The sequence below is a fragment of the uncultured Bradyrhizobium sp. genome, from assembly GCF_964252615.1.
GTDB lineage: Bacteria > Pseudomonadota > Alphaproteobacteria > Rhizobiales > Xanthobacteraceae > Bradyrhizobium.
Genome location: NZ_CAXUNQ010000004.1, coordinates 188,776 through 211,816 on the forward strand (window position 1 = coordinate 188,776; position 23,041 = coordinate 211,816).

18 protein-coding genes are annotated in these 23,041 nt (G+C 63.4%); 7 read left to right on the plus strand and 11 right to left on the minus strand.

Translation table 11 applies throughout. The features are described from left to right. Positions 1-29: 29 nt before the first annotated feature. From boxC to ACFE72_RS04525, 4 genes are all read right to left on the minus strand, one after another. Entirely contained in the window at positions 30-1,718 is a 1,689-nt protein-coding gene (gene boxC, locus ACFE72_RS04510) for a 2,3-epoxybenzoyl-CoA dihydrolase (RefSeq protein WP_375411851.1), read from the minus strand. A 108-nt stretch (positions 1,719-1,826) separates the two neighbouring features. After that, positions 1,827-2,345, minus strand: a complete 519-nt coding sequence (locus ACFE72_RS04515; protein ID WP_375411852.1) for a DUF309 domain-containing protein — start codon at positions 2,343-2,345, stop codon at positions 1,827-1,829. Positions 2,346-2,369: 24 nt separating this feature from the next. Continuing rightward, the gene (locus ACFE72_RS04520; protein WP_375411853.1) at positions 2,370-3,188 is read right to left on the minus strand and encodes an alpha/beta fold hydrolase; all 819 of its coding nucleotides are present in this window, start codon (positions 3,186-3,188) and stop codon (positions 2,370-2,372) included. A 157-nt stretch (positions 3,189-3,345) separates the two neighbouring features. Then, the gene (locus tag ACFE72_RS04525) at positions 3,346-4,890 is read right to left on the minus strand and encodes a benzoate-CoA ligase family protein (protein ID WP_375411854.1); all 1,545 of its coding nucleotides are present in this window, start codon (positions 4,888-4,890) and stop codon (positions 3,346-3,348) included. 118 nt (positions 4,891-5,008) lie between these two features. Between ACFE72_RS04525 and ACFE72_RS04530 the strand changes: the two genes are divergently transcribed. The 3 genes from ACFE72_RS04530 to ACFE72_RS04540 all read left to right on the plus strand — a co-directional run bounded on the left by ACFE72_RS04530 (position 5,009) and on the right by ACFE72_RS04540 (position 8,960). Continuing rightward, on the plus strand, positions 5,009-5,908 hold the full coding sequence (locus tag ACFE72_RS04530) for a helix-turn-helix transcriptional regulator (RefSeq protein ID WP_375411855.1): 900 nt from the start codon (positions 5,009-5,011) through the stop codon (positions 5,906-5,908). Between the two features lie 126 nt (positions 5,909-6,034). Then, the gene (locus ACFE72_RS04535) at positions 6,035-7,393 is read left to right on the plus strand and encodes a Rieske 2Fe-2S domain-containing protein (protein ID WP_375411856.1); all 1,359 of its coding nucleotides are present in this window, start codon (positions 6,035-6,037) and stop codon (positions 7,391-7,393) included. Positions 7,394-7,523: 130 nt separating this feature from the next. Next, a complete protein-coding gene (locus tag ACFE72_RS04540) occupies positions 7,524-8,960 on the plus strand; it encodes a glutamine synthetase family protein (protein WP_375411857.1) in 1,437 nt (478 codons plus the stop codon). A 173-nt stretch (positions 8,961-9,133) separates the two neighbouring features. On the opposite strand, the gene ACFE72_RS04545 is transcribed toward ACFE72_RS04540, so the two are convergent. The 6 genes from ACFE72_RS04545 to ACFE72_RS04570 form a co-directional block, all read right to left on the minus strand. Then, entirely contained in the window at positions 9,134-9,853 is a 720-nt protein-coding gene (locus tag ACFE72_RS04545; protein WP_375411858.1) for an ABC transporter ATP-binding protein, read from the minus strand. Beyond that, complete coding sequence (locus ACFE72_RS04550) at positions 9,846-10,601, minus strand: ABC transporter ATP-binding protein (protein ID WP_375411880.1); 756 nt, start codon at positions 10,599-10,601, stop codon at positions 9,846-9,848. The genes ACFE72_RS04545 and ACFE72_RS04550 overlap by 8 nt, the downstream gene beginning before the upstream one ends. A gap of 28 nt (positions 10,602-10,629) precedes the next feature. Beyond that, positions 10,630-11,577 (minus strand): branched-chain amino acid ABC transporter permease, encoded by a 948-nt coding sequence (locus tag ACFE72_RS04555; protein WP_375411859.1) that lies wholly within the window; start codon positions 11,575-11,577, stop codon positions 10,630-10,632. Next, positions 11,574-12,491, minus strand: a complete 918-nt coding sequence (locus ACFE72_RS04560; protein ID WP_375411860.1) for a branched-chain amino acid ABC transporter permease — start codon at positions 12,489-12,491, stop codon at positions 11,574-11,576. Before ACFE72_RS04560 ends, ACFE72_RS04555 begins: the two co-directional genes overlap by 4 nt. Before the next feature lie 74 nt (positions 12,492-12,565). Continuing rightward, positions 12,566-13,738, minus strand: a complete 1,173-nt coding sequence (locus ACFE72_RS04565) for an ABC transporter substrate-binding protein (RefSeq protein WP_375411861.1) — start codon at positions 13,736-13,738, stop codon at positions 12,566-12,568. A gap of 222 nt (positions 13,739-13,960) precedes the next feature. Next, the gene (locus ACFE72_RS04570; RefSeq protein WP_375411862.1) at positions 13,961-14,689 is read right to left on the minus strand and encodes a DUF899 domain-containing protein; all 729 of its coding nucleotides are present in this window, start codon (positions 14,687-14,689) and stop codon (positions 13,961-13,963) included. Between the two features lie 199 nt (positions 14,690-14,888). Here ACFE72_RS04570 and ACFE72_RS04575 point away from each other — a divergent pair, with 199 nt between their 5' ends. After that, positions 14,889-16,175, plus strand: a complete 1,287-nt coding sequence (locus tag ACFE72_RS04575; RefSeq protein ID WP_375411863.1) for an NAD(P)/FAD-dependent oxidoreductase — start codon at positions 14,889-14,891, stop codon at positions 16,173-16,175. A 238-nt stretch (positions 16,176-16,413) separates the two neighbouring features. Here ACFE72_RS04575 and ACFE72_RS04580 read toward each other — a convergent pair whose 3' ends face one another. After that, positions 16,414-18,276 carry a feruloyl-CoA synthase gene (locus ACFE72_RS04580; protein ID WP_375411864.1) on the minus strand — a complete coding sequence of 621 codons (1,863 nt, stop codon included), beginning with the start codon at positions 18,274-18,276 and terminating at the stop codon, positions 16,414-16,416. Positions 18,277-18,577: 301 nt separating this feature from the next. Here ACFE72_RS04580 and ACFE72_RS04585 point away from each other — a divergent pair, with 301 nt between their 5' ends. The 3 genes from ACFE72_RS04585 to atzF are packed head-to-tail and all read left to right on the plus strand — an operon-like array spanning position 18,578 to position 22,818. After that, positions 18,578-19,306 carry a cysteine hydrolase family protein gene (locus tag ACFE72_RS04585; RefSeq protein ID WP_375411865.1) on the plus strand — a complete coding sequence of 243 codons (729 nt, stop codon included), beginning with the start codon at positions 18,578-18,580 and terminating at the stop codon, positions 19,304-19,306. Then, positions 19,303-20,961, plus strand: a complete 1,659-nt coding sequence (locus ACFE72_RS04590; RefSeq protein WP_375411866.1) for a regulator — start codon at positions 19,303-19,305, stop codon at positions 20,959-20,961. The genes ACFE72_RS04585 and ACFE72_RS04590 overlap by 4 nt, the downstream gene beginning before the upstream one ends. Before the next feature lie 54 nt (positions 20,962-21,015). Next, the gene (gene atzF / locus ACFE72_RS04595) at positions 21,016-22,818 is read left to right on the plus strand and encodes an allophanate hydrolase (protein WP_375411881.1); all 1,803 of its coding nucleotides are present in this window, start codon (positions 21,016-21,018) and stop codon (positions 22,816-22,818) included. Positions 22,819-23,041: the final 223 nt, after the last annotated feature.

Here is a 23,041-nt window from a genome sequence, read left to right on the forward strand (position 1 = left end):
GCTTGTCCCGGGCATGACGCAGCAAATATCTACACCCGCGTCATATCGAATTGCGCCTTTACCCCGGTGCCGTAGCGCCGCAGCGCGCCGTCCTCGCCGACCGCGTTGGGGCGCTGGAAGATCCAGTTCTGCCACGCCGTCAGGCGCGAAAAGATTTTCGACTCCATGGTCTCCGGGCCGACGAAGCGCAGATTGGCTTCCATGCCGGTGAGGCTGTCGGGCGAGAAGCTGGCACGTTCCTCGAAGAACACGCGCACTTCGTCGTCCCAGTCGATGTCGTCGAGCGCGAACGTCACCAAGCCCAGCTTTTCGGCTTCTTCCGCATCCAGCGGCTCACCGGTTCTGGCCTGCGCGCGTTCGACGTCCTTGGGATCGGCCTGAAAGCGCGACTGCAGCCGGGTCAATCCGTGGCTCATCGGATACGGTCCGAAATTCATCGCACTCAGCACGATCGCCGGAGGCGCACGGTTATCGCCCTGCCGCGAACCCGCCAGCATGTAGGATCGGTCCGCCGCGAATACCAGTTCGGCCAGCGTGCCGACGAAGCACGAGCCCGGCTCGACCAGGGTTACCAGCGTGCGCGAGGTGACATCGACGCGCTTCAACACCCGCTTCCAATATTGCCTGACCTCGTTGGCCAGCCAGTGCGCCTTGTTGGCTTCGAGAAACGCGTCATGCGCCAGCACCTGCGCGCCCTCGCCGTGCGACTTGAACACCAGGATCGCGGTCTCGAGTTCGTTGATGCGCAGATGCAGGATGGCATCGTCGAGCTCGCGCGCGACCTGCAGCGGCCAGAAGGTAGCGCCCAAAGCGATCATGCCGGCAATGTCGGCGGGCGGCGTCGCATCCGGGGCCTTGATCGAGATGGTGGCGATACGGGCGGCGCGATCGACGTCGACATTGACAAAACCATAGCGGATGCCGCCATCGTCGATGACGCGTTGAAGCGGCGCCAGGGTAATGCCCTTGCCGTCGCCATTGCGCTTCGATGCGGCGGCAAATTCCCTGGTGCGTTCCGCAACCCTGGCTTCGAGCTTGCTGTTGGGCGCGATCTCGTCGACGAGGCGCCACTGCACCGCGCGCCTGCCCTTGATGCCTTCCTCGATGGTGCAGAAATAATCGGCATGATCGCGGCGCACCTTGCGTTTGTCGACAACGCGGGTGAGTCCCCCGGTGCCCGGCAGCACCGCCAGCAGCGGCACTTCCGGCAGCGCCACCGCGGCGGAGCCGTCATCGGCCAGGATGATGTGATCGGTGGCGAGCGCCAGTTCGTAGCCGCCGCCGGCGGCGGTGCCGTTGACGACGGTGATGAACTTCTGGCCTGAATTCTCGCTGGAGTCCTCGAAACCATTGCGGGTCTCGTTGGTGAACTTGCAGAAATTGACCTTATGGGCATGGGTCGATCCCGCCAGCATGCGGATGTTGGCGCCGGCGCAGAACACGCGGTTTTTCCCGGAGCGCAGCAGCACCACTTTTACTTGCGGGTGTTCGAAACGCAGCCGCTGCACCGCATCCGCAAGCTCGATATCGACGCCGAGATCGTAGGAATTGAGCTTGAGCTGGTAGCCCTCGAACAGGCCGCCGTTCTCGTCGACATCCATGGTAAGCGTCGCGACATCGCCCGCGACATCCAGTCTCCAGTGCCGGTAGCGCGACGGATCGGTCTGGAAATCAATGTGCTTGGCACCGTTCGCGAGGACGCGATCTTCACCGGCCATGGACACCACCCCGTCAGGTTTCTACAGCCGGCTACCCGGCTTGATATGCACAATAATGCATGTTTTGGATTGCGTCTAGTCGGAAGACGCATAAATCTGCATTTTGCTTCAGGTTTTGTGGATCGTTCCGATGCCGATCCAGTCGGATTTCAGTAATGAAGGCTGCGCCAATCTGCTCCGCAGCCGCGCCGCAAGCGCCGCGGTTGGAAAACCGTCGGCAAAACCATCGCCTCGGCCGGTGGCCTTGCGCACGCCGAGTTCGTTCAGCTCGGCCAGCGCCTCTCCGAACAGCCGCGCGGCGGCGTGAGGTTTTCCCATTCGCAGTTTCAGATTGGCGTTGGCGATCTGGATGCAGGCCCGCAGCAGGATCCGCTCGCGTCCGCCTTGCGGTGCCGCGGCCCAGACCGCCTCCAATATCTCATGGCTCTCCCAGAAAAATCCGCAATCGTTCAGCCCAAGTCCATAACGCAGCGCCGGATGCCGCGCCGGCACAAAACCGTTGAAGCGCGCCGGCACCAGCGCCTTGGCCATCGCCAGCGTATCGTGATCGGCCTCGGTTTCCACGCCGGGGACGTAAGCCCAACGCGGCAGCGTGAGGTTGGCGGCGGCTGAAGGCGGAATACTCATTCGGGCAGCGCCGCGCCGACATCCTCAGAGTGCGCGCCGCTGCCCGCCTTCGTGGATGTGAAAAATGGACCTGGCAAATTCCGCGATCGCATTCAGCGTCGCCTCCGCCGCCTCGCGGTGCGGCGAATGCCCGGCACCGGGGATGATCGAGACGTCGACCGGACAATAGCATTCTTCCTGCGCGATTTCGATCTGGCGAATCGTTCCATAATGATCGTCGGCGCCCTGCACGATCGCCACGGGCACGCGGATATAAGCGAGGTATTCCGAAATATCCCAGTCGCGAAACTTCGGGTCGAGCCAGGCATCGTTCCATCCGTAGAACGTGTTGTCGACATTGGTGTGCCAGCGCTTCAGTTTTGCCCGGAGATCGGTGGTCTGATAGGCGGTCTTGATCTCGGCGATCGATTGCACCGAAAGTTCCTCGACAATGAAATGCGGCGCGATCAGCGCCAGCCCGCGGATGCGGTGATCCTGCACGCCGCCGGCAAAGATCGCCGCGATTGATGCGCCGTCGGAATGCCCGACCAGAAGGCCGCGGCGAAAGCCGATTGCATCGAGAATTTTGGGCAGCACGTCGAGCGCCTCGACGTGCATGTAGTCGATCGGGCGGGGCAATGTCGCGGGAGTGGATGCACCATAGCCGACGCGCGAATAGGCGAATACGCCGGCGCCGGTTGCGGCTGCGAGTTTTTCGGGAAAATCGCCCCACAGTCCGGCGGAGCCGAGCCCTTCATGCAGCATCACGATGGTCGGCGCGTCGCCGGGTCCGGGGCCGGCCATGCGGTATTCGAGCGCGGAGGAGCCGACGTGCAGCGTACCGGCGGGATCGAGCGCGGTCATGCGGTGCCCCACACTCCATCGTCGTCTCGGCGAAGGCGGGGACCCATAACCACCGACACCCGCAGTTCGTTCGCCGCCGTCGCCCCAATGACGCAGCGGCGTCTATGGGTCTCCGCCTTCGCGGGGACGGCAGTTGAGCTTGCTGCAATATCAAGCTTCACGATTTCGCCGCCTCACCTTCGCGCAGCTTGAACCGCTGGATCTTCCCCGTCGCCGTTTTCGGCAATGCATCGACCACATCGATCCAGCGCGGATATTTCCATGGCCCGATCTTCTGCTTGACGTGCTCCTTCAGCGCGTCGTGCAGGCCGTCAGGGCTCGCATCCGCGCGCAGCACCACGAACGCTTTAGGTTTCAAAAGCCCTTCCGGATCGGCTTCGGGCACGACGGCGGCTTCCAGCACCGCCGGATGGGTGATCAGCGCGCTCTCGACCTCGAACGGCGACACCCAGATGCCCGACACCTTGAACATGTCGTCGCTGCGGCCGCAGAACGTATAGCGACCCTCGGCGTCACGGATGTATTTGTCGCCGGTACGGGTCCAATGACCCTCGAAGGTCTGGCGGCTCTTGCTGCGCTGATTCCAGTAGCCTTCGCCGGCGGACGGCGCATCCACCAGCAACTCGCCGACTTCCCCATCGGCGACATCGCTGCCTGCTTCATTGACCAGCCGCACGCGATAGCCCGGCACCGGTTTGCCGGAGGAGCCGTATTTGATATCGCCGGGCGCGTTGGACAGAAAGATATGCAGCAGCTCGGTCGAGCCGACGCCGTCGAGAATGTCGACGCCAAAGCGCGCTTTCCAGCTATTGCCGACCGACTCCGGCAGCGCTTCGCCCGCCGAGGTGCAGATGCGCAAGCGCGAGCCGCCGCGTTCGTGCTTCAGCGTTCCGTCATTGAGCATCGCCGAAAACAGCGTCGGTACGCCATAAAAGATCGACGGATGGTACCTGTTCATCAATTCAAACATTTTCACCGGCGTCGGCCGCTCGAAATTGAGCACGGTGGTGGCGCCGACCGACATCGGAAAGGTCAGCGCGTTGCCGAGGCCATAGGCGAAAAACAGCTTTGCTGCCGACAGCCCGACGTCGTCCTCGCGAATGCCGAGCACCTGTTTGGCGTAGGTGTCCGCGGTGGCGGCGAGATTGGAGTGCAGATGCCGCACCCCCTTGGGCATGCCGGTCGAACCCGAGGAATACAGCCAGAATGCCGGCTCGTCGGCGTGGGTGGCGGCGGTCGGGAATGCATCGCTTTCCTTGGCGATCCCGTCCGACAATTTCGTGTAGCCGTGCGCGTCATTGCCGGCGACGATGACGTGCTCGAGATCCGGCATCCGTCCGACAATATCCTTGACCACCGCCAGCAGCGCCTCGGAGACGAACAGCACCCGCGCGCGGCAATCCGCCAGCACATAGGCGTATTGCTCCGGCGTCAGCAGCGTGTTGAGCGGCACTGGCACGATGCCGGCGCGGATTGCGCCCAGAAACACGATGGGAAAATCCACCGTGTCGAGCATGATCATCGCCACGCGCTCTTCGCGGCGGACGCCGAGCCGGCGCAAGAGATTGGCGAGGCGGCGGCTCTTCGTTTGCAGATCGCCATAGGTCAGCTCGGCGACGGTGTCGGTGAAGGCGAGCTTGCCGCCGCGGCCTTCATCGACATTGCGGTCGAGCAGCCAGGTCACCGCATTGTAGGAACTCACGCGTCTTCTCCCCAGCTTTCTGAATTATAATTCATAGAAAGCCATCACCAGCGCTTGCTGTCAATGCTTAGCGGCATTATGTTTCCGAGCGAGCGCTATGCAGACCGAATGCGGGACTATGACCGAGCCACTCGATCCCGAAACCAGCTTTCTCGAACAGCTCGGCCAGCGCGTCCGCACCATGCGGGCGCTGCGCGGCATGTCGCGAAAGGTCCTGGCTAAGGTATCGGGCATATCCGAGCGCTACATCGCCCAGCTCGAAAGCGGCAAGGGCAACGTGTCGATCGTGCTGCTGCGCCGGGTGTCGAACGCCATGGGTGCGCATCTGGAAGATCTGATTCCGGCGAGCGAGCCGGCGCCCGACTGGCCGGTCATTCGCGACCTGATCCGCAAGGCGACGCCAAGCCAGATCGCGCATGCCAGGGACGTTCTATCGGGACAAGGCAACGGCGCGGCACAGCGCCAGATGGCCTTTGCCGGCATTGCATTGATCGGCTTGCGCGGCGCCGGCAAATCCACGCTCGGCAAATTGCTCGCCAAGAACATCGGCTGGAGTTTTGTCGAGCTTAACAAGGAGATCGAGCAGCAGAACGGGTTATCGGTCGCCGAGATCATCGCGCTCTACGGTCAGGAAGGGTTCCGCCGCATGGAGCAGGCCGCGCTCGGGCAATTGCTGGCGCGAAAAGAGCTGATGGTGCTGGCGACCGGCGGCGGCATCGTCTCCGAACCGCTGACCTTCGACCTGATCCTGTCGTCGTTCTACACGATCTGGCTGAAGGCCGAGCCGGAAGAGCACATGGCGCGGGTGCGCCGCCAGGGCGACCTGCGCCCGATGGCGGACGACCGCTCGGCGATGGCTGAATTGCGTACCATTTTGCTCAGCCGCGAGCCGCTGTATGCGCGCGCCTCCGCGGTGGTCGATACCGCGGGGCTCAGCATCGACGACGCCGCTACCCGCCTAATCGACGCGGTCGCGCCAGTAGTGGCGCCAGACGCGCGGATGTTCGCGCGGGGGTAACGGATCGTGTCCCGGAGGCAATGCGGCATTCTTCATGCCGCAGAGCGGGGACACGAAGGGGTGCGGGTACGAGGCTGGCCGAGAAGACCGGCTTTGGCTAGACTGGCCGCAAAAGGACGCACTGCCATGATGAGCCAGGAACAGAACGACCTGATAACCCGGACCGGGCCGAAGGACGGCTGCGGGAGATTGATGCGGATGTACTGGCAGCCCGCGGCGCTGGTCGATGAGTTGCAGGGGCCGCGCCCGGTCAAGGCCGTCAAGCTGCTGGGTGAGAATCTGGTGCTGTTTCGTGACCAGCAGGGGCGCACCGGCCTGATCGACCGTCATTGCGCGCATCGCGGCGCCGACCTCGCCTTCGGACGGCTTGAGAACGGCGGCCTGCGCTGCGCATTCCATGGCTGGCTGTTCGACGTATCCGGCCGCTGCCTGGAAACGCCCGCCGAACCGGAAGGCTCGACGCTGTGCCAGGGCATCAGGCAGCGCGCTTATCCCGTGGTCGAAAAGAGCGGAATTCTATGGGCTTATCTCGGCGAAGGCGAGCCGCCGGCGTTTCCGGAGATCGACTGCTTCGTCGCGCCCGATGCCTACACGTTCGCGTTCAAGGGCCACATCAACTGCAATTGGCTGCAGGCGCTCGAGGTCGGTATCGATCCGGCGCATGCGTCGTTCCTGCATCGCTTTTTCGAAGACGAGGACACTTCGGCTTCCTATGGCAAGCAGTTCCGCGGCGCTTCCGCCGGCTCGGACATGCCGATGACCAGGATCCTGCGCGAATACGACCGGCCGATCATCAATGTCGAACACACCGAATACGGGCTGCGCCTGATCGCGCTGCGCGAGATCGACAGTGAGCGTACCCACGTCCGCGTCACCAACCAGCTTTTCCCGCATGGTTTTGTGATCCCGATGAGCACCGAGATGACCATCTCGCAGTGGCACGTGCCGGTGGATGACGAGAACTGCTACTGGTATGCGATCTTCACCAGCTATTCGACGCCGGTCGACAAGGCCAGGATGCGCGATCAACGTCTCGAACTGTATCAGTTGCCGGACTATCGCTCGCGCAAGAACCGGTCCAACGATTACGGGTTCGATCCGCACGAGCAGGCGACCGCGACCTACACCGGCATGGGCGCCGACATCAACGTGCACGACCAGTGGGCGGTCGAATCGATGGGCGCGATCCAGGACCGCACCAACGAACATCTCGGCACCTCCGACAAGGCCATCGTGCAATATCGCCGGCTGCTGCGGCAGGAGATCGAGACGGTCGCCGCGGGCGGCAAGCCGTTCATGGTTCTCGACGAGGCGCACGCGCGGAGTATCCAGGGGCCGGCCACCATGGACGGCATCGGTCCGACCCGGGGATGGGAAACCTTCTGGATGGAAGTGGACGTCAAGCGGCGTCGCGGCGCGCCGTGGGCGGCTCCCGTGCCCGCCGAGATCGCCGAAAAAGTTCGCCATCTGTCGGCGGCCGAGTGACAGTCCTTCGTCATCGCGAACGAGGCGAACCAATCCGTCCTGCTGTGCAGAGAAAGTATGGATTGCTTCATCGCTTCGCTCCTCGCGATGACAAGCAGTCGGTTCGGGCCGTACTCAAGGGAGCGACGCGTTGAGTTTTGTCGAGCGTCACGGTCTCTGGTCGTCCGAGCAGAAACAGGCCGTGGAACGGCTGCGCAGAATCGTTGAAGAGCAGAAGCTCGAAGTCATCAGGCTGTCGTTTCCGGATCAGCACGGAATCCTGCGCGGCAAGACCCTGGTGGCCGGCGAAGCACTGGCCTCGCTCGAAAACGGATGCAGCATCACCACCACGATGCTCGCCAAGGATACCTCGCATCGCACCGTGTTTCCGGTCTTCACTGCCGGCGGCGGTTTCGGCATGCGCGAAATGCAAGGCGCCGCCGACGTGCTGATGGTGGCGGACCCCTTGAGCTTTCGCGTGCTGCCGTGGGTGGCGGGCACCGGCTGGCTGTTATGCGATATTTATTTTGCGGACGGGCGTCCGGTACCGTTCGCGACCCGGCATCTCCATCGGTCGGTTCTCGATCGGCTCGCCAAGCGCGGCTACGATTTTGTCGCCGGGCTCGAAGTCGAATTCCATCTTTTCAAGGTGGAAGATCCGAAAATGTCGCCGGAGGATGCGGGCCAGCCCGGTCAGCCGCCCTCGGTCAGCCTGCTCTCGCACGGCTATCAATATTTGACCGAGCAGCGCTACGACCAGATGGAGCCGGTGCTGGAGATCATCCGGCGCGATGTGCTGGCACTCGGACTGCCGCTGCGATCGATCGAGGTGGAGTTCGGCCCGAGCCAGTGTGAATTCACGTTCGCCCCGGCCAAGGGTCTGGTGCCCGCCGACACCATGGTGCTGTTTCGCAGCGCCGTGAAGCAGATAGCCCGCCGCCACGGCTATCATGCGACCTTCATGTGCCGCCCGAAACTGCCGAATGTGTTCGCATCCGGATGGCATCTGCATCAATCGATCGTGTCGCGCGCCAGCGGCGAGAACGCGTTCATGGCGAAAGAGGACGGCGAGCTGTTGAGCGGGTTCGGCCGCGGGTACCTGGCCGGGCTGCTGGACCATGCGCGCGCCTCCGCGGTGTTCACGACGCCGACCATCAACGGCTACAAGCGGTATCGTTCCTATTCACTGGCGCCGGACCGCGCGATCTGGGGGCGCGACAACCGCGGCGTCATGATCCGCGTGCTCGGGGCGGCCGGCGATGCTGCGACCCGGCTCGAAAACCGCATCGGCGAGCCCGCGGCCAACCCCTATCTTTATATGGCTTCGCAGGTTCTCTCAGGCCTCGACGGTGTCGACCGCGGACTCGATCCCGGGCCGTCGGCGGACACGCCCTATGAAACAAAGGCCGCGCTGCTGCCGAAGACGTTGCGTGAGGCGGTCTTGGCCCTGGAGGACGATCCGTTTTTCCGCGACGCGCTCGGCGCTGAGTTTGTCGACTATTACGTCCACATCAAGAACGCCGAGATCGAGCGCTTCCAGGCCGAGGTATCGGACTGGGAGCAGCGCGAATATTTCGAGATGTTTTGAGGCGTACCACCGCGCTCTCGATTCGTCATGCCCCGGGCTTGACGGAGTGCGGTCCGGTCATGACGGAGTCGGTCCGGGCCATGACGGAGTGCGGTTTTTCCGGCGGCGCTGGTCGCGGAGTTCGTCGATTGCTGCGGCCGTATCCGGAACGCGGAGCGCGGTTGAATCCGCGCTCAGACCCCCAGATACCGGTGCTGCAGATCCGGCTCCGCGATCAGTTGTTCCGAGGTACCGCTCCACACCGCACGGCCGCGTTCGATGATGGTGTGGCGGTCGGCGATACGGGTGAGATTCTCGACGTTCTTGTCGATCACCAGAACCGATTGCCCGCGCGCTTTCAGCATCGACAGGCAGCTCCAGATTTCCTCGCGGATCAAAGGTGCCAGCCCCTCGGTCGCTTCATCCAGGATCAACAGGCGCGGGTTGGTCATCAGCGCGCGTCCGATCGCCAGCATCTGCTGCTCGCCGCCCGAGAGCGTGCCGCCCATGTTGGGGCCGCGCTCGGCGAGCCGCGGAAACAGCGCGTGGATCTTGTCGATCGTCCATGGATCGGGACTGCCCAGACGATTGCCGGCTGCAGCTACGAGATTTTCGCGCACGGTCAGATTGGGAAATATCTGCCGCCCTTCAGGGACAAGCCCGATTCCCAACTGGGCAATCCTGAACGGCGGAAGGTTGCGAATATCCTGGCCGCCGAATCGGATCGTGCCGGCACGCGCCGGCGTCAATCCCATGATGGAGCGGACGGTCGTGGTTTTTCCCATGCCGTTGCGCCCCATCAGGGCCACCATTTCCCCTGAACGAACCGACAGCGACAACTTGAACAGAACCTGGCTCAGGCCATAGCAGGTTTCGATATTCTCGACTTCAAGCAGAGGGGCCGCATCAGGCATGATCGGTCACCGCATGCTGATCACCGAGATAGGCGCGCCGGACCTCTTCGTTTTGACGGATCGCCGACGGCGCCCCTGACGCAATGACGCGCCCATACACCAGAACCGTGATGCGGTCGGCGAGCGCGAACACCGCGTCCATGTCGTGCTCGACCAGTACGATGGTGACTTCCTGCCGCAGTTCCTGCAATAACTTCACCATACGCGCCGATTCGGTGATGCCGAGGCCGGCCATCGGTTCGTCGAGCAGCAGCAATTGCGGTTTTGTGGCGAGCGCGACCGCCAGTTCAAGTTCGCGCTGCTCGCCATGGCTTAGCTCCGATACGACGACGTCGGCGCGATGCCCGAGCCCTACCCTGGCAAGCGCGGAGCGCGCCGCCTCGCGCAGGTGCTTTTCGTTGCGGGCGCTGCCCCAGAAGTAGAACGAATGGCCGTCATGCGCCTGGACCGCCAGTGCGACATTGTCGAGCGCGGTGAAGTCTGTAAGCAGCGAGGTGATCTGGAACGAGCGGGCGAGGCCAAGCGCGCTGCGCTTGTAGCTCGGCATCGTGGTGATCTCCCGGCCGGCAAATCGAATGGCGCCGGAATTCGGCAGCAATTGCCCGGTGAGCTGGCTGATCAGCGTGGTCTTGCCGGCGCCGTTGGGGCCGATGATGGCATGCAATTCGCCTCGCGCGACGTCGAGCGAGAGGTTGTCGGTAGCAGTAATGCCGCCGAACCGCCGCACCAGGTTTTCAACGCGAAGCAAGGGTTCGCGCGAGAAGTGAGCCGGGGAATCAACCACGGCCCAGCCTCCCCAACACGCCCATGATGCCGCCGCGTCCGAACAGCACGATCAGCAGCAGCAGCGGGCCCATGACCAGCGCCCAGTATTCCGTAATTTGCGACAAGAATTCTTCCAGCAGCAGATAAACGATCGCGCCGATCACCGGGCCGAACAGCGAGCCCATGCCGCCAAGGATGACCATGAACATCAGATCGCCGGAACGGGTCCAGTACATCACCGCCGGACTGATGAAGTCGGTATTGTTCGCGAGCAGGGCTCCGGCCAGACCGCATATGGTGCCGGCGATGACGAAACAGACCAGCAGGTAACGATGGGCGGGAAAGCCGATGGCCTGCATGCGCTGTTCATTGGAGCGCACGCCCTGAACCACCATGCCGAAACGCGAATTGACGACGCGCCGGATCAGATAGATTCCGCCGAACAGGCAGGCAAGGCAGAGATAATAGAACTGGACGCGGCTCGACAGGTTGATCAGGCCGCCGAAATCGCTGCGCTTGTAGACCGTGAGACCGTCGTCGCCGCCATAGCGCGACAGCCCCGACGCGACGTAATAGGCCATCTGCGCGAAAGCGAGCGTGATCATGATGAAATAGACGCCGCGCGTGCGCAGCGAGAGCGCGCCGATGACCAGCGCAAACAGCGCGGATGCCGCCAGTGCCACCGGCCACTGAACGAATCCCGAGCCGATACCCTCATGGGCCAATATGCCGACCGCGTAGCCACCGATGCCGAGATAGGCGGCATGGCCAAAACTCATCATTCCGCCATAGCCCATCATGAGGTTGAGGCTTGCCGCCGCCAGCGCGAAGATGACGATGCGGGTGAACAGTGTCAGAACGAAGATGTTGCCGCTGAGCTGCGAATAGAGCGGAAGCAGCAGCAGGCCGGCGATCACCAGCGCCGTCACCGCGGTGCGGGCGTTGATCGAAGCGCTCATCGCTTGCTGGCCGGAAACAGCCCCTCCGGCCGCACCACCAGCACAATGGCCATCAGCAGATAGATCAGCATCGAGGAGAGCGCGGGTGCCGCGGTGGAAGCTGCGGTCGAACTCAGGACCTGCCGCAGCAGGTCGGGTAGAAAGGCGCGACCCAGCGTGTCGATCATTCCGACGAAGATCGCGGCCAGGAATGCGCCGCGGATCGAGCCGATGCCCCCGATCACGATGATGACGAAGGCGAGAATCAGAATGTTCTCGCCCATGCCGATCTGGACCGTCAGGATCGGCGCCTGCATCAGCCCGGCAAGACCCGCCAATGCCGCGCCGAGCCCGAATACCAGGGTGAAGAGCAGCTTGATGTTGATGCCGAGCGCGCCGATCATTTCCCGGTTCGACGCGCCGGCCCGGATCAGCATGCCGATGCGGGTTCGCATCACCACGATGTAGAGCATCGCCGCGACGGCGAGCGCCATTACGATGATCGACAGCCGGTAGGCCGGATAGAATACGCCGGGCATGATCTGGATCGGCACCGTCAGCCATGCCGGCAGCGGCAGCGCGAGGCCTGCCGGCCCCCAGATCAGCCGCACCGCGTCGTTGAAGAACAGGATCAATCCGAAGGTGCCGAGCACCTGATCGAGATGATCCCTGCCGTAAAGATGCCGAAGCGCGACGAATTCCAGCGCGATCCCCAGCAGCAGCGTGGCTGCGAGGGCGAGGACGACGCCGGCGACGAAACTCCCGGTCCAGGCCACCAAGGTCGCCGCGAAATAGGCGCCCATCATGTAGAGCGAGCCGTGCGCCAGGTTGACGAAGTCCATGATGCCGAACACCAGCGTCAATCCCGCCGCCAGCAGGAACAGCAGCAGGCCGAACTGCAGTCCGTTGAGGAATTGTTCGACGATCAGCAGCATGAGCCCCACTACAGCGCTGCAAGAAAACAGCGGCAGCGCCCAGGCGCCGCCGCTGATCTAACCGGTTTTCGAGATCACTTCATCTGGCATTTGTCGTGGAAGCGATCCTGGTCGTCCTTGACGATTGTGGCGACGGTTTTCAGCGAGAGCTGGCCTTCGGCGTCCTTCACCACGTCCTGCAAATAGAAATTCTGGATCGGGATGTGGTTGTTGCCGTATTTGAACGGGCCGCGCAACGATTTGAAATTCACCTTTTCCATCTCGGCCTTCATCGCGTCCTTCTTGCCGGTATCGCCGTTTACCGCCACCACCGCGCTGTTGATCAACTGCGCGGCGTCATACGCTTGCGCGCCGTAATAGGTCGGGCGCAGGCCGGGGTACTTCTTGCGGTAGTCGGCGACGAAGCGTTTGTTCTCCTCGTTCGGCAAGTCGTTCACCCACTCCTGCGCGCCGGGAACGCCGAGCGCGTTCTCTTTCTGCAACGGCAGCGACAGTTCGTCGATGGTGAAGGCGGTGTAGAGCGGAATCTGCTGCTTGATGCCGGCTTGGGCATATTGATTGAGGAACTGGACGCCGGCCGCGCCCGGATAGAACACGAAGATCGATTCGGCGCCCGACGCGCGCGCCTTGGAAAGCTCGGCCGAGAAATCGAGCTGGCTCGGCCACACCGTGTATTCCTCGCCCTTGATCTCGCCCTTGAACGTGCTCTTCAGGCCCGCCAGCATGTCCTTGCCGGCGGCATAATTCGGACCGATCAGGAACACCGACTTGACGCCCTTCTGATTCATGTAAAGGCCCATGGCCTGCGGGGTCTGGTCGTTCTGCCAGGACGTCGAAAACACATAGGGCGAGCACAGCTCGCCGGCGAGTTGCGACGGTCCGGCATTGGCGCTGATCAGGAAGGTCTGGGTATCGACCGCAGTCTTGAGCGAGGCCAGCAGCACGTTCGACCAGATGTAGCCGGCGATGAAGTCCACCTTATCGGACTGGACCAGCTTCTCGGTCTTCTGCTTGCCGACATCCGGCTTCTGCCCGTCATCCTCGTAGATCACCTCGACCGGCTTGCCGCCCATCTTGCGGCCCAGGTGATCGAGCGCGAGTTCGAACGAATTGCGCATGTCATTGCCGATCACGGCGGTGGGGCCACTGAAGGTAGAGACAAACCCGATCTTGATGGAATCCGCCGCAATAGCGGGTTGCGCCAGCGCGAAAGCCGCGGCGCCCGCCAGCCAGAATGCCGTTCTCATAATCTCCCTCTCTTATTGTTTTGGTGATGTGTTTTTTGCGAACTCGAAGGCCGACGGCAAGCACGACCTTCGGCTTCCCTCAGATGGCCCGTAAAGAACTATGCATCATAATTCGGACAAACAGCGATTTGCAAGAATTATAATTCAGGTTTCGGAGTTACTGCGACTTTATGTCAGGCTACCCAACCCGAGCGCGCTGATCGCGCCGGGACACATGCGCCGCTAGCCATAGGTCGGCTTCTGCGGCCAGCCCGGCGGCGAGTCTTCAAATTCCTGCTGCCGGCCATAAGGCGTCATATCGAGCAGCGCGCGGGCGTCGGTGAGCGCTTCGGTGCCGCGCGCATAGGTCGAATAGGTGTGGAAGACGTCATCGCCGATGCTGAAGAACACGCTGAGGCCATGCTCCTCGCCGGTGATCGCATTGGGGACCTTGGCTGCCTCGAGCTCGGCCTTGTTGCGATAATTGTATTCGATCGGCGCCACCTGCTCGTCATTGGTGACGTGAAAATCGTAATTGAAATCGCTGCCGAACGACGACACCCAGGTGAAGGGCCATCCCTGCCGCTCCTTGGTGGCCTCGAGCTTGACCAAGGGCGCGCGCGAGACCATCACGAAGGTGGTGTCGCACGTGTCCAGCCTCGACAGATCGCCGATGGCGTTCGCATAACTGGTGCAGCCCAGGCAGCCTTTCTCCCACGCCGGATCGAACATGAAGTGATAGACGATAAGCTGCCGGCGGCCTTCGAACAGATCCTTGAGACTCTGTTCGCCGCCCGGCGTCTCGAACAGATAATTCTTCTCGATCTTCACCATCGGCAGCCGCCGCCGCACGGCATTGACACGATCGTATTGTTCGGTGAGCTCCTTCTCCTGCGCCAGAAGCTTTTTACGTTCGGCGAGCCACTGCTGGCGCGAAACGATCGGCGGATGCGGGACTTCACTTGCGGTCATGTCCGACTCCTTCTGATGCAGCCGCATGGTATTAACTGCGCCGCGCAAATTCGGTTGCACGGGTCGCTTTGCCAGACGTCCGGAAGCCCGGCAAGGTTCGGTTGTGGAAAATAACTGCCGACCGGTGCTGCATTTCGACGCCCTTGGAGCGCCACTCGCAAAGCGCTACATACAAATCGAACATCGGAGGGCCTGCCAGATGACCACCGAGAGCGCGCCGGCGTCCCATCGCATCGTGATCGTCGGCGCCGGTTTTGGCGGGCTTGAGACCGTGTACCGGCTCGCCGGCGCACCGGTCTCGATCACCCTGGTCGACCGCCGCAACCATCATCTGTTCCAGCCGTTGCTTTATCAGGTCGCCACCGCGGCGCTTGCAACCTCGGAGATCGCCTGGCCGATCCGCTATCTGCTGCGCGGACGCCCCGACGTCACGACCCTGCTCGCGACCGTGACCGGCGTGGATACCACCGCTCGCCGCGTGCTGATCGACGGCGGCGACACCCTGCCCTATGACACGCTGGTGGTCGCCACCGGCGCCCGCCACGCCTATTTCGGCCATGACGAATGGGAGCCGTTCGCTCCGGGCCTCAAGACTCTGGAAGACGCCACCACGCTGCGGCGCCGCATCCTGATCGCATTCGAGGACGCCGAGCGCGAAAGCGACCTGGCGCGGCGCGCCGCTTTGCTCACTTTCGTCATCATCGGCGCCGGTCCGACCGGCGTGGAGCTCGCCGGTACCATTGCCGAGCTCGCACACGACACGCTGCCGCCGGACTTCCGCAACATCGATACCCGCAAGGCGCGCGTCGTTCTGATCGAAGCCGGCCCTCGCGTGCTGGCCGGCTTCGCCGACGAGCTGTCGACCTATGCCCTGCGCTCGCTGGAAGACCTCGGCGTCGAAGTCGCGTTCGGACAGCCCGTCACCGAATGCACCGCCGATGGCGTCGTCTTTGGCGGCAGGAAGCTCGAAGCCAAGACCATCATCTGGGCTGCCGGCGTTCGCGCATCCCCCGCGGCGGAGTGGCTGGGTGCACCGGCCGACCGCGCGGGGCGCGTCTCGGTACTTCCCGACCTTACCGTTCCCGGTCATCCTGATGTCTTCGCCATCGGCGACACCGTCACAATCGCCGGCCCCGGCGGCAGCCCAGTTCCCGGCATCGCACCGGCGGCCAAGCAGCAAGGACGCTATGTTGCCCAAACCATCAGGGCACGGCTGCGCGGCGAAAAAAATGTGCCCTTCGTGTACCGGCACGCCGGCAATCTGGCGCAGATCGGCAAGCGGTCGGCGGTGATCGATTTTGGCCGGATCAAACTGCGCGGTGCGCTGGCGTGGTGGATCTGGGGTGTCGCCCATATCTACTTCCTGATCGGCCTGCGCAACCGGCTGGCCGTCGCCATCAGCTGGCTGTGGATCTACACCCGCCAGCAGCGCGGCGCGCGCCTGATCACGCAGGGCCGCGCCAAGGTGAGCAACTATTGGCCGTAGAGATTGTCATGGCGGGCTTGACCTTGCCGTATGCGCACATCACTGCCGGGCTTGACCCTACTGGATGCACACATCTCGCCGTCATTGCTGGGCTTTGTGCCGGGCATCCACGTCTTCCTTTGGGGCACAGACGTGGATGGCCGGGACGAGCCCTGCCATATGCACCCATCTCGGCCGCCCCCACACTTCTCATCTCGTCTCTCTCTTGATCGTTTTGTATTTGATTTTGATTTCTGTCTCACGCGGGACAGCCGATCCATTCCGCGCACGCATCATCCTCCAGCATCGCCACCGCCGCCGCGCGGCGGGTCAATACCGCTCGCTGGTTGATATAACCCTTGTCGGTGATCTCGCCGCCGTCCACGGAAGCGGGTTCGGACAACAACAGCGCCCGCGTCGCGTGGGTGGACGACCCGGCGCCCCGCGCTTTCAGCCGCGCCAATCCCTGCGCGATCGCGGTGCGGACCTGTTCGCTGCCAATCACCTCGTTGACGCCGGCATCATCCGCCAGCCCCGCATGGGCGCGGCATGCCGCAACGTCAGGAAATACCAGGAAGCGCACATGGTCGCCGCCATGGCCGGTGACGACAATGTCCTGCGCCAACGGCGCCAGCGCGGCAATTCCCGCAACGCGCAGCGTGCCGACGCTGACCCAGGTGCCCGAATTGAGTTTGAAATCCTCGGTGACCCGGCCGTCGAAAAACAGTCCGCGCTCGGGGCGATCGGGATCGGCGAAGGTCACGGCGTCGCCGATCAGATAGAAGCCGTCGGCATCGAACGCCGTAGCCGTGAGGCCGGGCGCCTTCCAGTAGCCCGGCGTGACATTGGGTCCGCGCACGCGCACTTCGAGCTTGTCGCCTGACCGCACCAGCTTCAGCTCGGTACCGGGGATCGGCACGCCGATATTGCCGGATCGCTCGGCCTGAAAGTGGCAGTCCGTCGCCAGCGGCGAGGTTTCGGTCGAACCCCATGCCGACACCATCGGCATGGCGCGGCCTACGGTCCCGATCGACAGATCCGCCAGTGCATCCCACAGATTCTGCGGCAGCGCCGCGCCGGCGTAGAACGCGAATTTCACCTCAGTGAAAAAACGGCGGCGCAGATCCTCGTCGTCGCGCAGCGCCGCGATCAGCATGTCGAAGCCGCGCGGCACGTTGAAATACACCGTCGGCATCACACTGCGCATATTGGCAAGCGACGTCGCGAACAGCCCAGGCACCGGCTTGCCGCCGTCGATATACAGCGTGCCGCCGTTGCGCAGCACCAGGTTGAAATTGTGATTGGCGCCGAACGTATGGCTCCACGGCAGCCAGTCGAGAATCACCAGGTCGCCCTGCGCGTGCTCCAGAAAAGACCAGGTCTGCGCCTTGGCCTGCTGGCTCGATGTCAGCATGCGCTGAGTATTGATCACCGCTTTCGGCGTCCCGGTCGAACCCGAGGTGAACAGGAATTTTGCAATGGTGTCAGGCGTAAGGGCCGCGAACGACCTTGCGACGGCGTCGGTTTCAGGTGCCGTCCCGATTGCACCGAACGAAATCGCGTGTTTGCCGTCCGCGTCCCGGCTGACGATTGCCGCAGCATGCAGCGGCTCGATCGCCGCCAGCGCCGGCGCGAACGTCTTGAGGCTGGACACATAGATCGCGCCGGGATCGAGCAGCGCGATCATGCTTTTCAGCTTGTCGAAATCCTTCGACATCAGCGAATAGGCGGGAGAGATGGCGGCCACCGGGACGCCGACATGCATCGCCCCAAGCGCCAACAGCGCGTGCTCGATGCTGTTGTCGGAGAGTACCGCCAGCGGACGATCGGCGCTCATGCGCTGCGAGAGGATCCACGCGCCGGTGCTGCGCACCTGCCGCAGCGCCTCGCCGTAAGTGACGGTGGTCCACGGCGCATCGACACCCGAACGCTCGCCGAGAAAAATGCGGTCGGGAGTCTGCCGCGCCCAATGCTCCAGCCAGTCGCCGACGCAGCGCGCGGCGGGCTGCAGCGGTGTCGTCGATTTCAACCGGATGCTGCCGTCGGGGTACCGCTCAGCCACAACGGCAGGCGCCGCAAACAGCGTTTCCGGATCATCGCGGCGACCGGCGGCTCCATACATATCGGCATTCCCCCCAGCCCTCTTGCGCAGGCACGCGTCTGATCTACGCCGGAAAAACATGCGCCGGCAACGCGCTGCAAATCCGTGCGCAATCATACGCATGATTGCTGCGCGCTTAGCTAATAAGCAAATGCCCTCTGCAAAAGCTGCGAATAAAGAATAAGCAGCCGGCAGCGAACTCGACAACCGTTTGAGAACGATAGCGGATTCCTGAAGGACGTGGCATCCGTCACTGTTGTACACAATGGCATAGGAGTTGCTTAGTTCGCCCCCGAGGATTCTCTGGCGGCGAGGGTTGAAGATGGCGAGCGAAAAATATCCCGCCAGCAGCGGCACGGTGGCCGCGGAGCCCGGGCCTATCGACTTGGACTGGTCGACCACGGCGCTTTTGATCATCGATATGCAGCGCGACTTCATGGAGCCCGGCGGCTTCGGCGAAACCCTGGGCAACGATGTCTCGCAGCTTGCGCGCGCAGTGAAGCCGATTGCGGCCGTGCTGAATGCGGCGCGCGACAGCGGAATGCTGATCGTGCACACCCGCGAAGGCCATCTGCCGGACCTGTCCGACGCGCCGCCAGCCAAGGTGGAACGCGGTGCGCCTTCCCTGCGCATCGGCGATCCCGGCCCGATGGGGCGGATCCTGATCCGCGGCGAAGCCGGCCACGACATCATTCCAGCGCTTTATCCGCGGGACGGCGAGATCGTCATCGACAAGCCGGGCAAGGGCGCGTTCTACGCGACCGATCTCGGTGACGTTCTTCGGCAATACGGCATCGAGAATTTGCTGGTGTGCGGCGTCACCACCGAGGTCTGCGTCAACACCACCGTGCGCGAGGCGAACGATCGCGGCTACCGCTGCGTGGTGCTGGCCGATGGCTGCGCATCCTATTTCCCCGAATTCCACGAGATGGGCCTGCAGATGATCAAGGCCCAGGGCGGTATTTTCGGCTGGGTCAGCGACTCCGCCGCGGTTCTTGAGGCGATGAGACCGAAAGTTTCCAGCATTTCAGCAGCGGGAGGGGCGCGATGAGCACGAGCATGACCGATACTGCCCGAACAATCGATTTCAAACCGGTGCTATGGACGCCGGGCGACTGGAACGCTTTCTTCGGCTTCGGTACCAACATCCTTGTCAACATGCTGGTGCTGACCGGGCTGCTGCGGTTCGTGCTGAAAATGCCGGACAGCCTCGTGTTCGGCCGCATCCTCCCAGCTCTCGGCCTGATGATGTGCCTCTCCACCTTCTACTATGCCTGGCTCGCCTATCGCCTCGCGCAGAAGACCGGCCGCACCGACGTCTGCGCGCTGCCGTCGGGCGTCAGCGTGCCGCATATGTTCATCGTCACCTTCGTAATCATGCTGCCGATCACGATTCGGACCGGCGATCCAATGAAGGGCTGGTCCGCTGGTCTGGTCTGGGTGTTCTTCCAGAGTTTTATCCTGATGATCGGCGGCTTCATCGCGCCGTACATCCGGCAAATCACCCCGCGCGCGGCCTTGCTTGGAACCCTGGCCGGCGTCTCCGTGACCTTCATCTCGATGCGCCCGGCGCTGGAAATGTACATGACGCCGCAGATCGGGCTCGTCTGCTTCGCCATCATCCTGGCGAGCTGGTTTGGCGGCGTGAAATATCCCAGGAACATTCCCGCCGGCCTTGTCGCCATCGCGGTCGGCATGATCATCGCCTGGGGATCGAACCTGTTCGGCCTTGGGCTCGGGGGATTGAGCCTCAAGGGCGTCGGCGACGCCTTCGCCAGCTTCGGCTTCTCGGTGCCGATTCCGGCCATCGGCCAGGTGTTCTCCGGCTTCGAATTCCTCGGAATCATCCTGGTGACGGCGATACCGTTCGGCATTTACGATCTGGTCGAGGCGATGGACAACGTCGAAAGCGCCGAGGCTGCGGGGGACGAATATCCGACCACGCGCGTGCTGACTGCCGACGGTGTCGTCAGCCTGATCGGCTGCCTGATGGGCAATCCCTTCATCAACGCCGTCTATATCGGCCATCCCGGATGGAAAGCGATGGGCGGCCGGATCGGCTATTCGGCCGCAACCGGCGTCATGGTGGTCGTGCTGTCCTGGTTCGGCATTATCTCTGTCCTGCTGGCGCTGGTGCCGGTGGTGGCGATTTCGCCGATCCTTTTGTACATCGGCATGCTGATCGGCGCACAGGCGTTCCAGACCACGCCGATCAAGCACGCCCCGGCCATCGTGCTGGCCTTGACTCCGCACCTTGCGGCGTGGGCCAAGCTCCAGATCGACACCATGCTCGGAGCGGCCCTCAGCGCAGCCCAGGCGGTTGGCGCGCTGGCTCCCGACAAGGTCGGCGCGGTCAAGACCGCGGCGATCGCCTCGCTGCCGCAGCAGGGCGTGCTCTATCACGGGCTGGAAGTAATGGGCGGCGGTTCGATCCTGGCCGGCCTTATACTCGGCGCGATCGGCGTCTTCGTCATCGAGCGCGACTTCCTGAAGGCTTCCGCCTTCGCATTGGCCGGCGCGGTCATGACCTATTTCGGCTTCATGCATGGCGAGGCGGTCGGCATCGGCGGCGGATTGGGCGTGACGCCCGGTGTGGCGCTGGCTTATGCTGTTGTGGCAGCCGGATTTCTCGCAGTCGAAAAGTTCGGCGCCGGCAGCCTTTCCGTCGCGCACCCGGAGCCTCCCCTTGCAGTACCCGCCGAATAAGGTCCGGACACCAAGCCAGCCGCAGGCGCGCGCGAATCGGGACCGGGCGGCGTGGTGACGGAAACCATCGCCGCGATGGTCGCAGCGCACCGCGCAGGCACGGTATCGCCGGTACGGACCGTGGCGCGCAGCTACCAGCGCATTCGCGATCACAACGACCCTGCGATCTTCATCAGTCTGCGCGATGAGGCCGACGCGCTGGCCGAAGCCGAGGCGCTGACGCGAAAGGATGCGGCACAGCTTCCGCTGTACGGCGTGCCGTTCGCGGTAAAGGACAACATCGACGTCCTTGGCCTGCCCACCACCGCCGCCTGTCCGGTCTTTGCCTATTCACCGGCCCGCGACGCGACGTCGGTCGCGCGGCTGCGCGCGGCCGGCGCCATCGTCATTGGCAAGACCAATCTCGACCAGTTCGCCACCGGCCTTGTCGGCGTGCGCTCGCCCTACGGCATTCCGAACAATCCGATGCGCGGCGATCTCATTCCCGGCGGATCGAGCTCCGGATCGGCGGTAGCCGTGTCCGCCGGCCTCGTGCCGCTGGCGCTCGGCACCGACACCGCCGGCTCCGGCCGCATACCGGCGATGTTCAACAACATCGTCGGACTGAAACCGAGCCTCGGACTGATCTCGACCGCGGGCGTGGTGCCGGCCTGCCGCACGCTGGATTGCGTGTCGATCTTCTCGCTCACCGTCGACGATGCGATGACGGCTTTGGCGGCAACGGCCGGACCGGACGGCGCCGATCCGTTCTCGCGCGACCGGCCGCTGGCGGCCATGCCCGCATTCCCGGGCCAGCTCAGGCTCGGCGTGCCACGCAACGGGCAATTGATTTTCTTCGGCGACCGGGCCGCGGAGACGGCCTATGGCGACGCGATGGCGCGATGGACTGCGCTGGGCGCAACGCTGGTCGAATGCGATCTCGAACCGTTCTACGAAACAGCCCGGCTGCTCTACGAAGGCCCGTGGGTCGCCGAACGTTATCTCGTGATCCGCGATCTGTTGGCCTCGTCGCCCGATTCCATTCATCCGGTCACGCGCGAGATCACGGCGGCCGGTTCGCGCCTGACGGCCGCGGATACCTTCGCAGCGCTGTACCGGCTGCAGGCGCTGCGCCGCATTGCCGGGCGTGCCCTGGCCAATATCGACGCCCTGGTGCTGCCGACCGCCCCCACCGCTTACTCGAGCGCACAGGTGCTGGCCAATCCGATCGAACTCAACAGCCGGCTCGGCACCTATACCAATTTCGTCAACCTGCTCGATCTCTGCGCCCTGGCACTGCCCGCGTCGATTCGGTCAGATGACATCCCGTTCGGCATTACGTTGTTGGCGCCGGCCGGACATGACGCGCAGCTTGCAAGTATCGGCCGCGTATTCCATGCCGATACCCGCCTCACGATGGGCGGACGAAATCTGCAACAGCCGCCGCTGGCGGCATTGCCGGCGGGACCGAGCGGAGACGAGATTGCCCTCGCTGTGGTCGGCGCGCACCTGTCCGGCATGGCGCTCAATGGCGAGTTGAAGGCGCTGGGTGGACGCTTGCTGGAAGCCACCACCACCACGCCGGATTACAAGCTCTATGCGCTGAAGGGCACCACCCCGCCGAAACCCGGCCTGCTTCGCGTCAAAGCCGGCACCGGATCGTCGATCCAGCTTGAGGTGTGGACGCTGTCCGCGGCATCGTTCGGCAAATTTGTCGCCGCAATTCCAGCACCGCTGTCAATCGGAACGATCCGACTGGCCGATGGGTCGGGCGTTAAGGGTTTTCTGGTGGAGCCCGCGGCCATCGATGGCGCACGCGACATTTCCCATTTCGGCGGCTGGCGCGCGTTCATGGCGGACGCAAAGGCGGCGGTATGAACTTGTGTCCCGGATGCGAGCGGCATTCTTCATGGCGCTTCGCAGAGTAGGGACCACGAAATTATACGCCCGCATGCGCATGCCTGACCCGAGACGCTGATCCGCCCTGCGAAGCTCAAAGCGGCGTTCACGCACTTGTGAATGTATACCTATCCCCACCTCTCCAAGCTCGCTTATGCTGATCGTGTCCTGCCCCACTACAGGGGCGCTCGCGAACGTCACG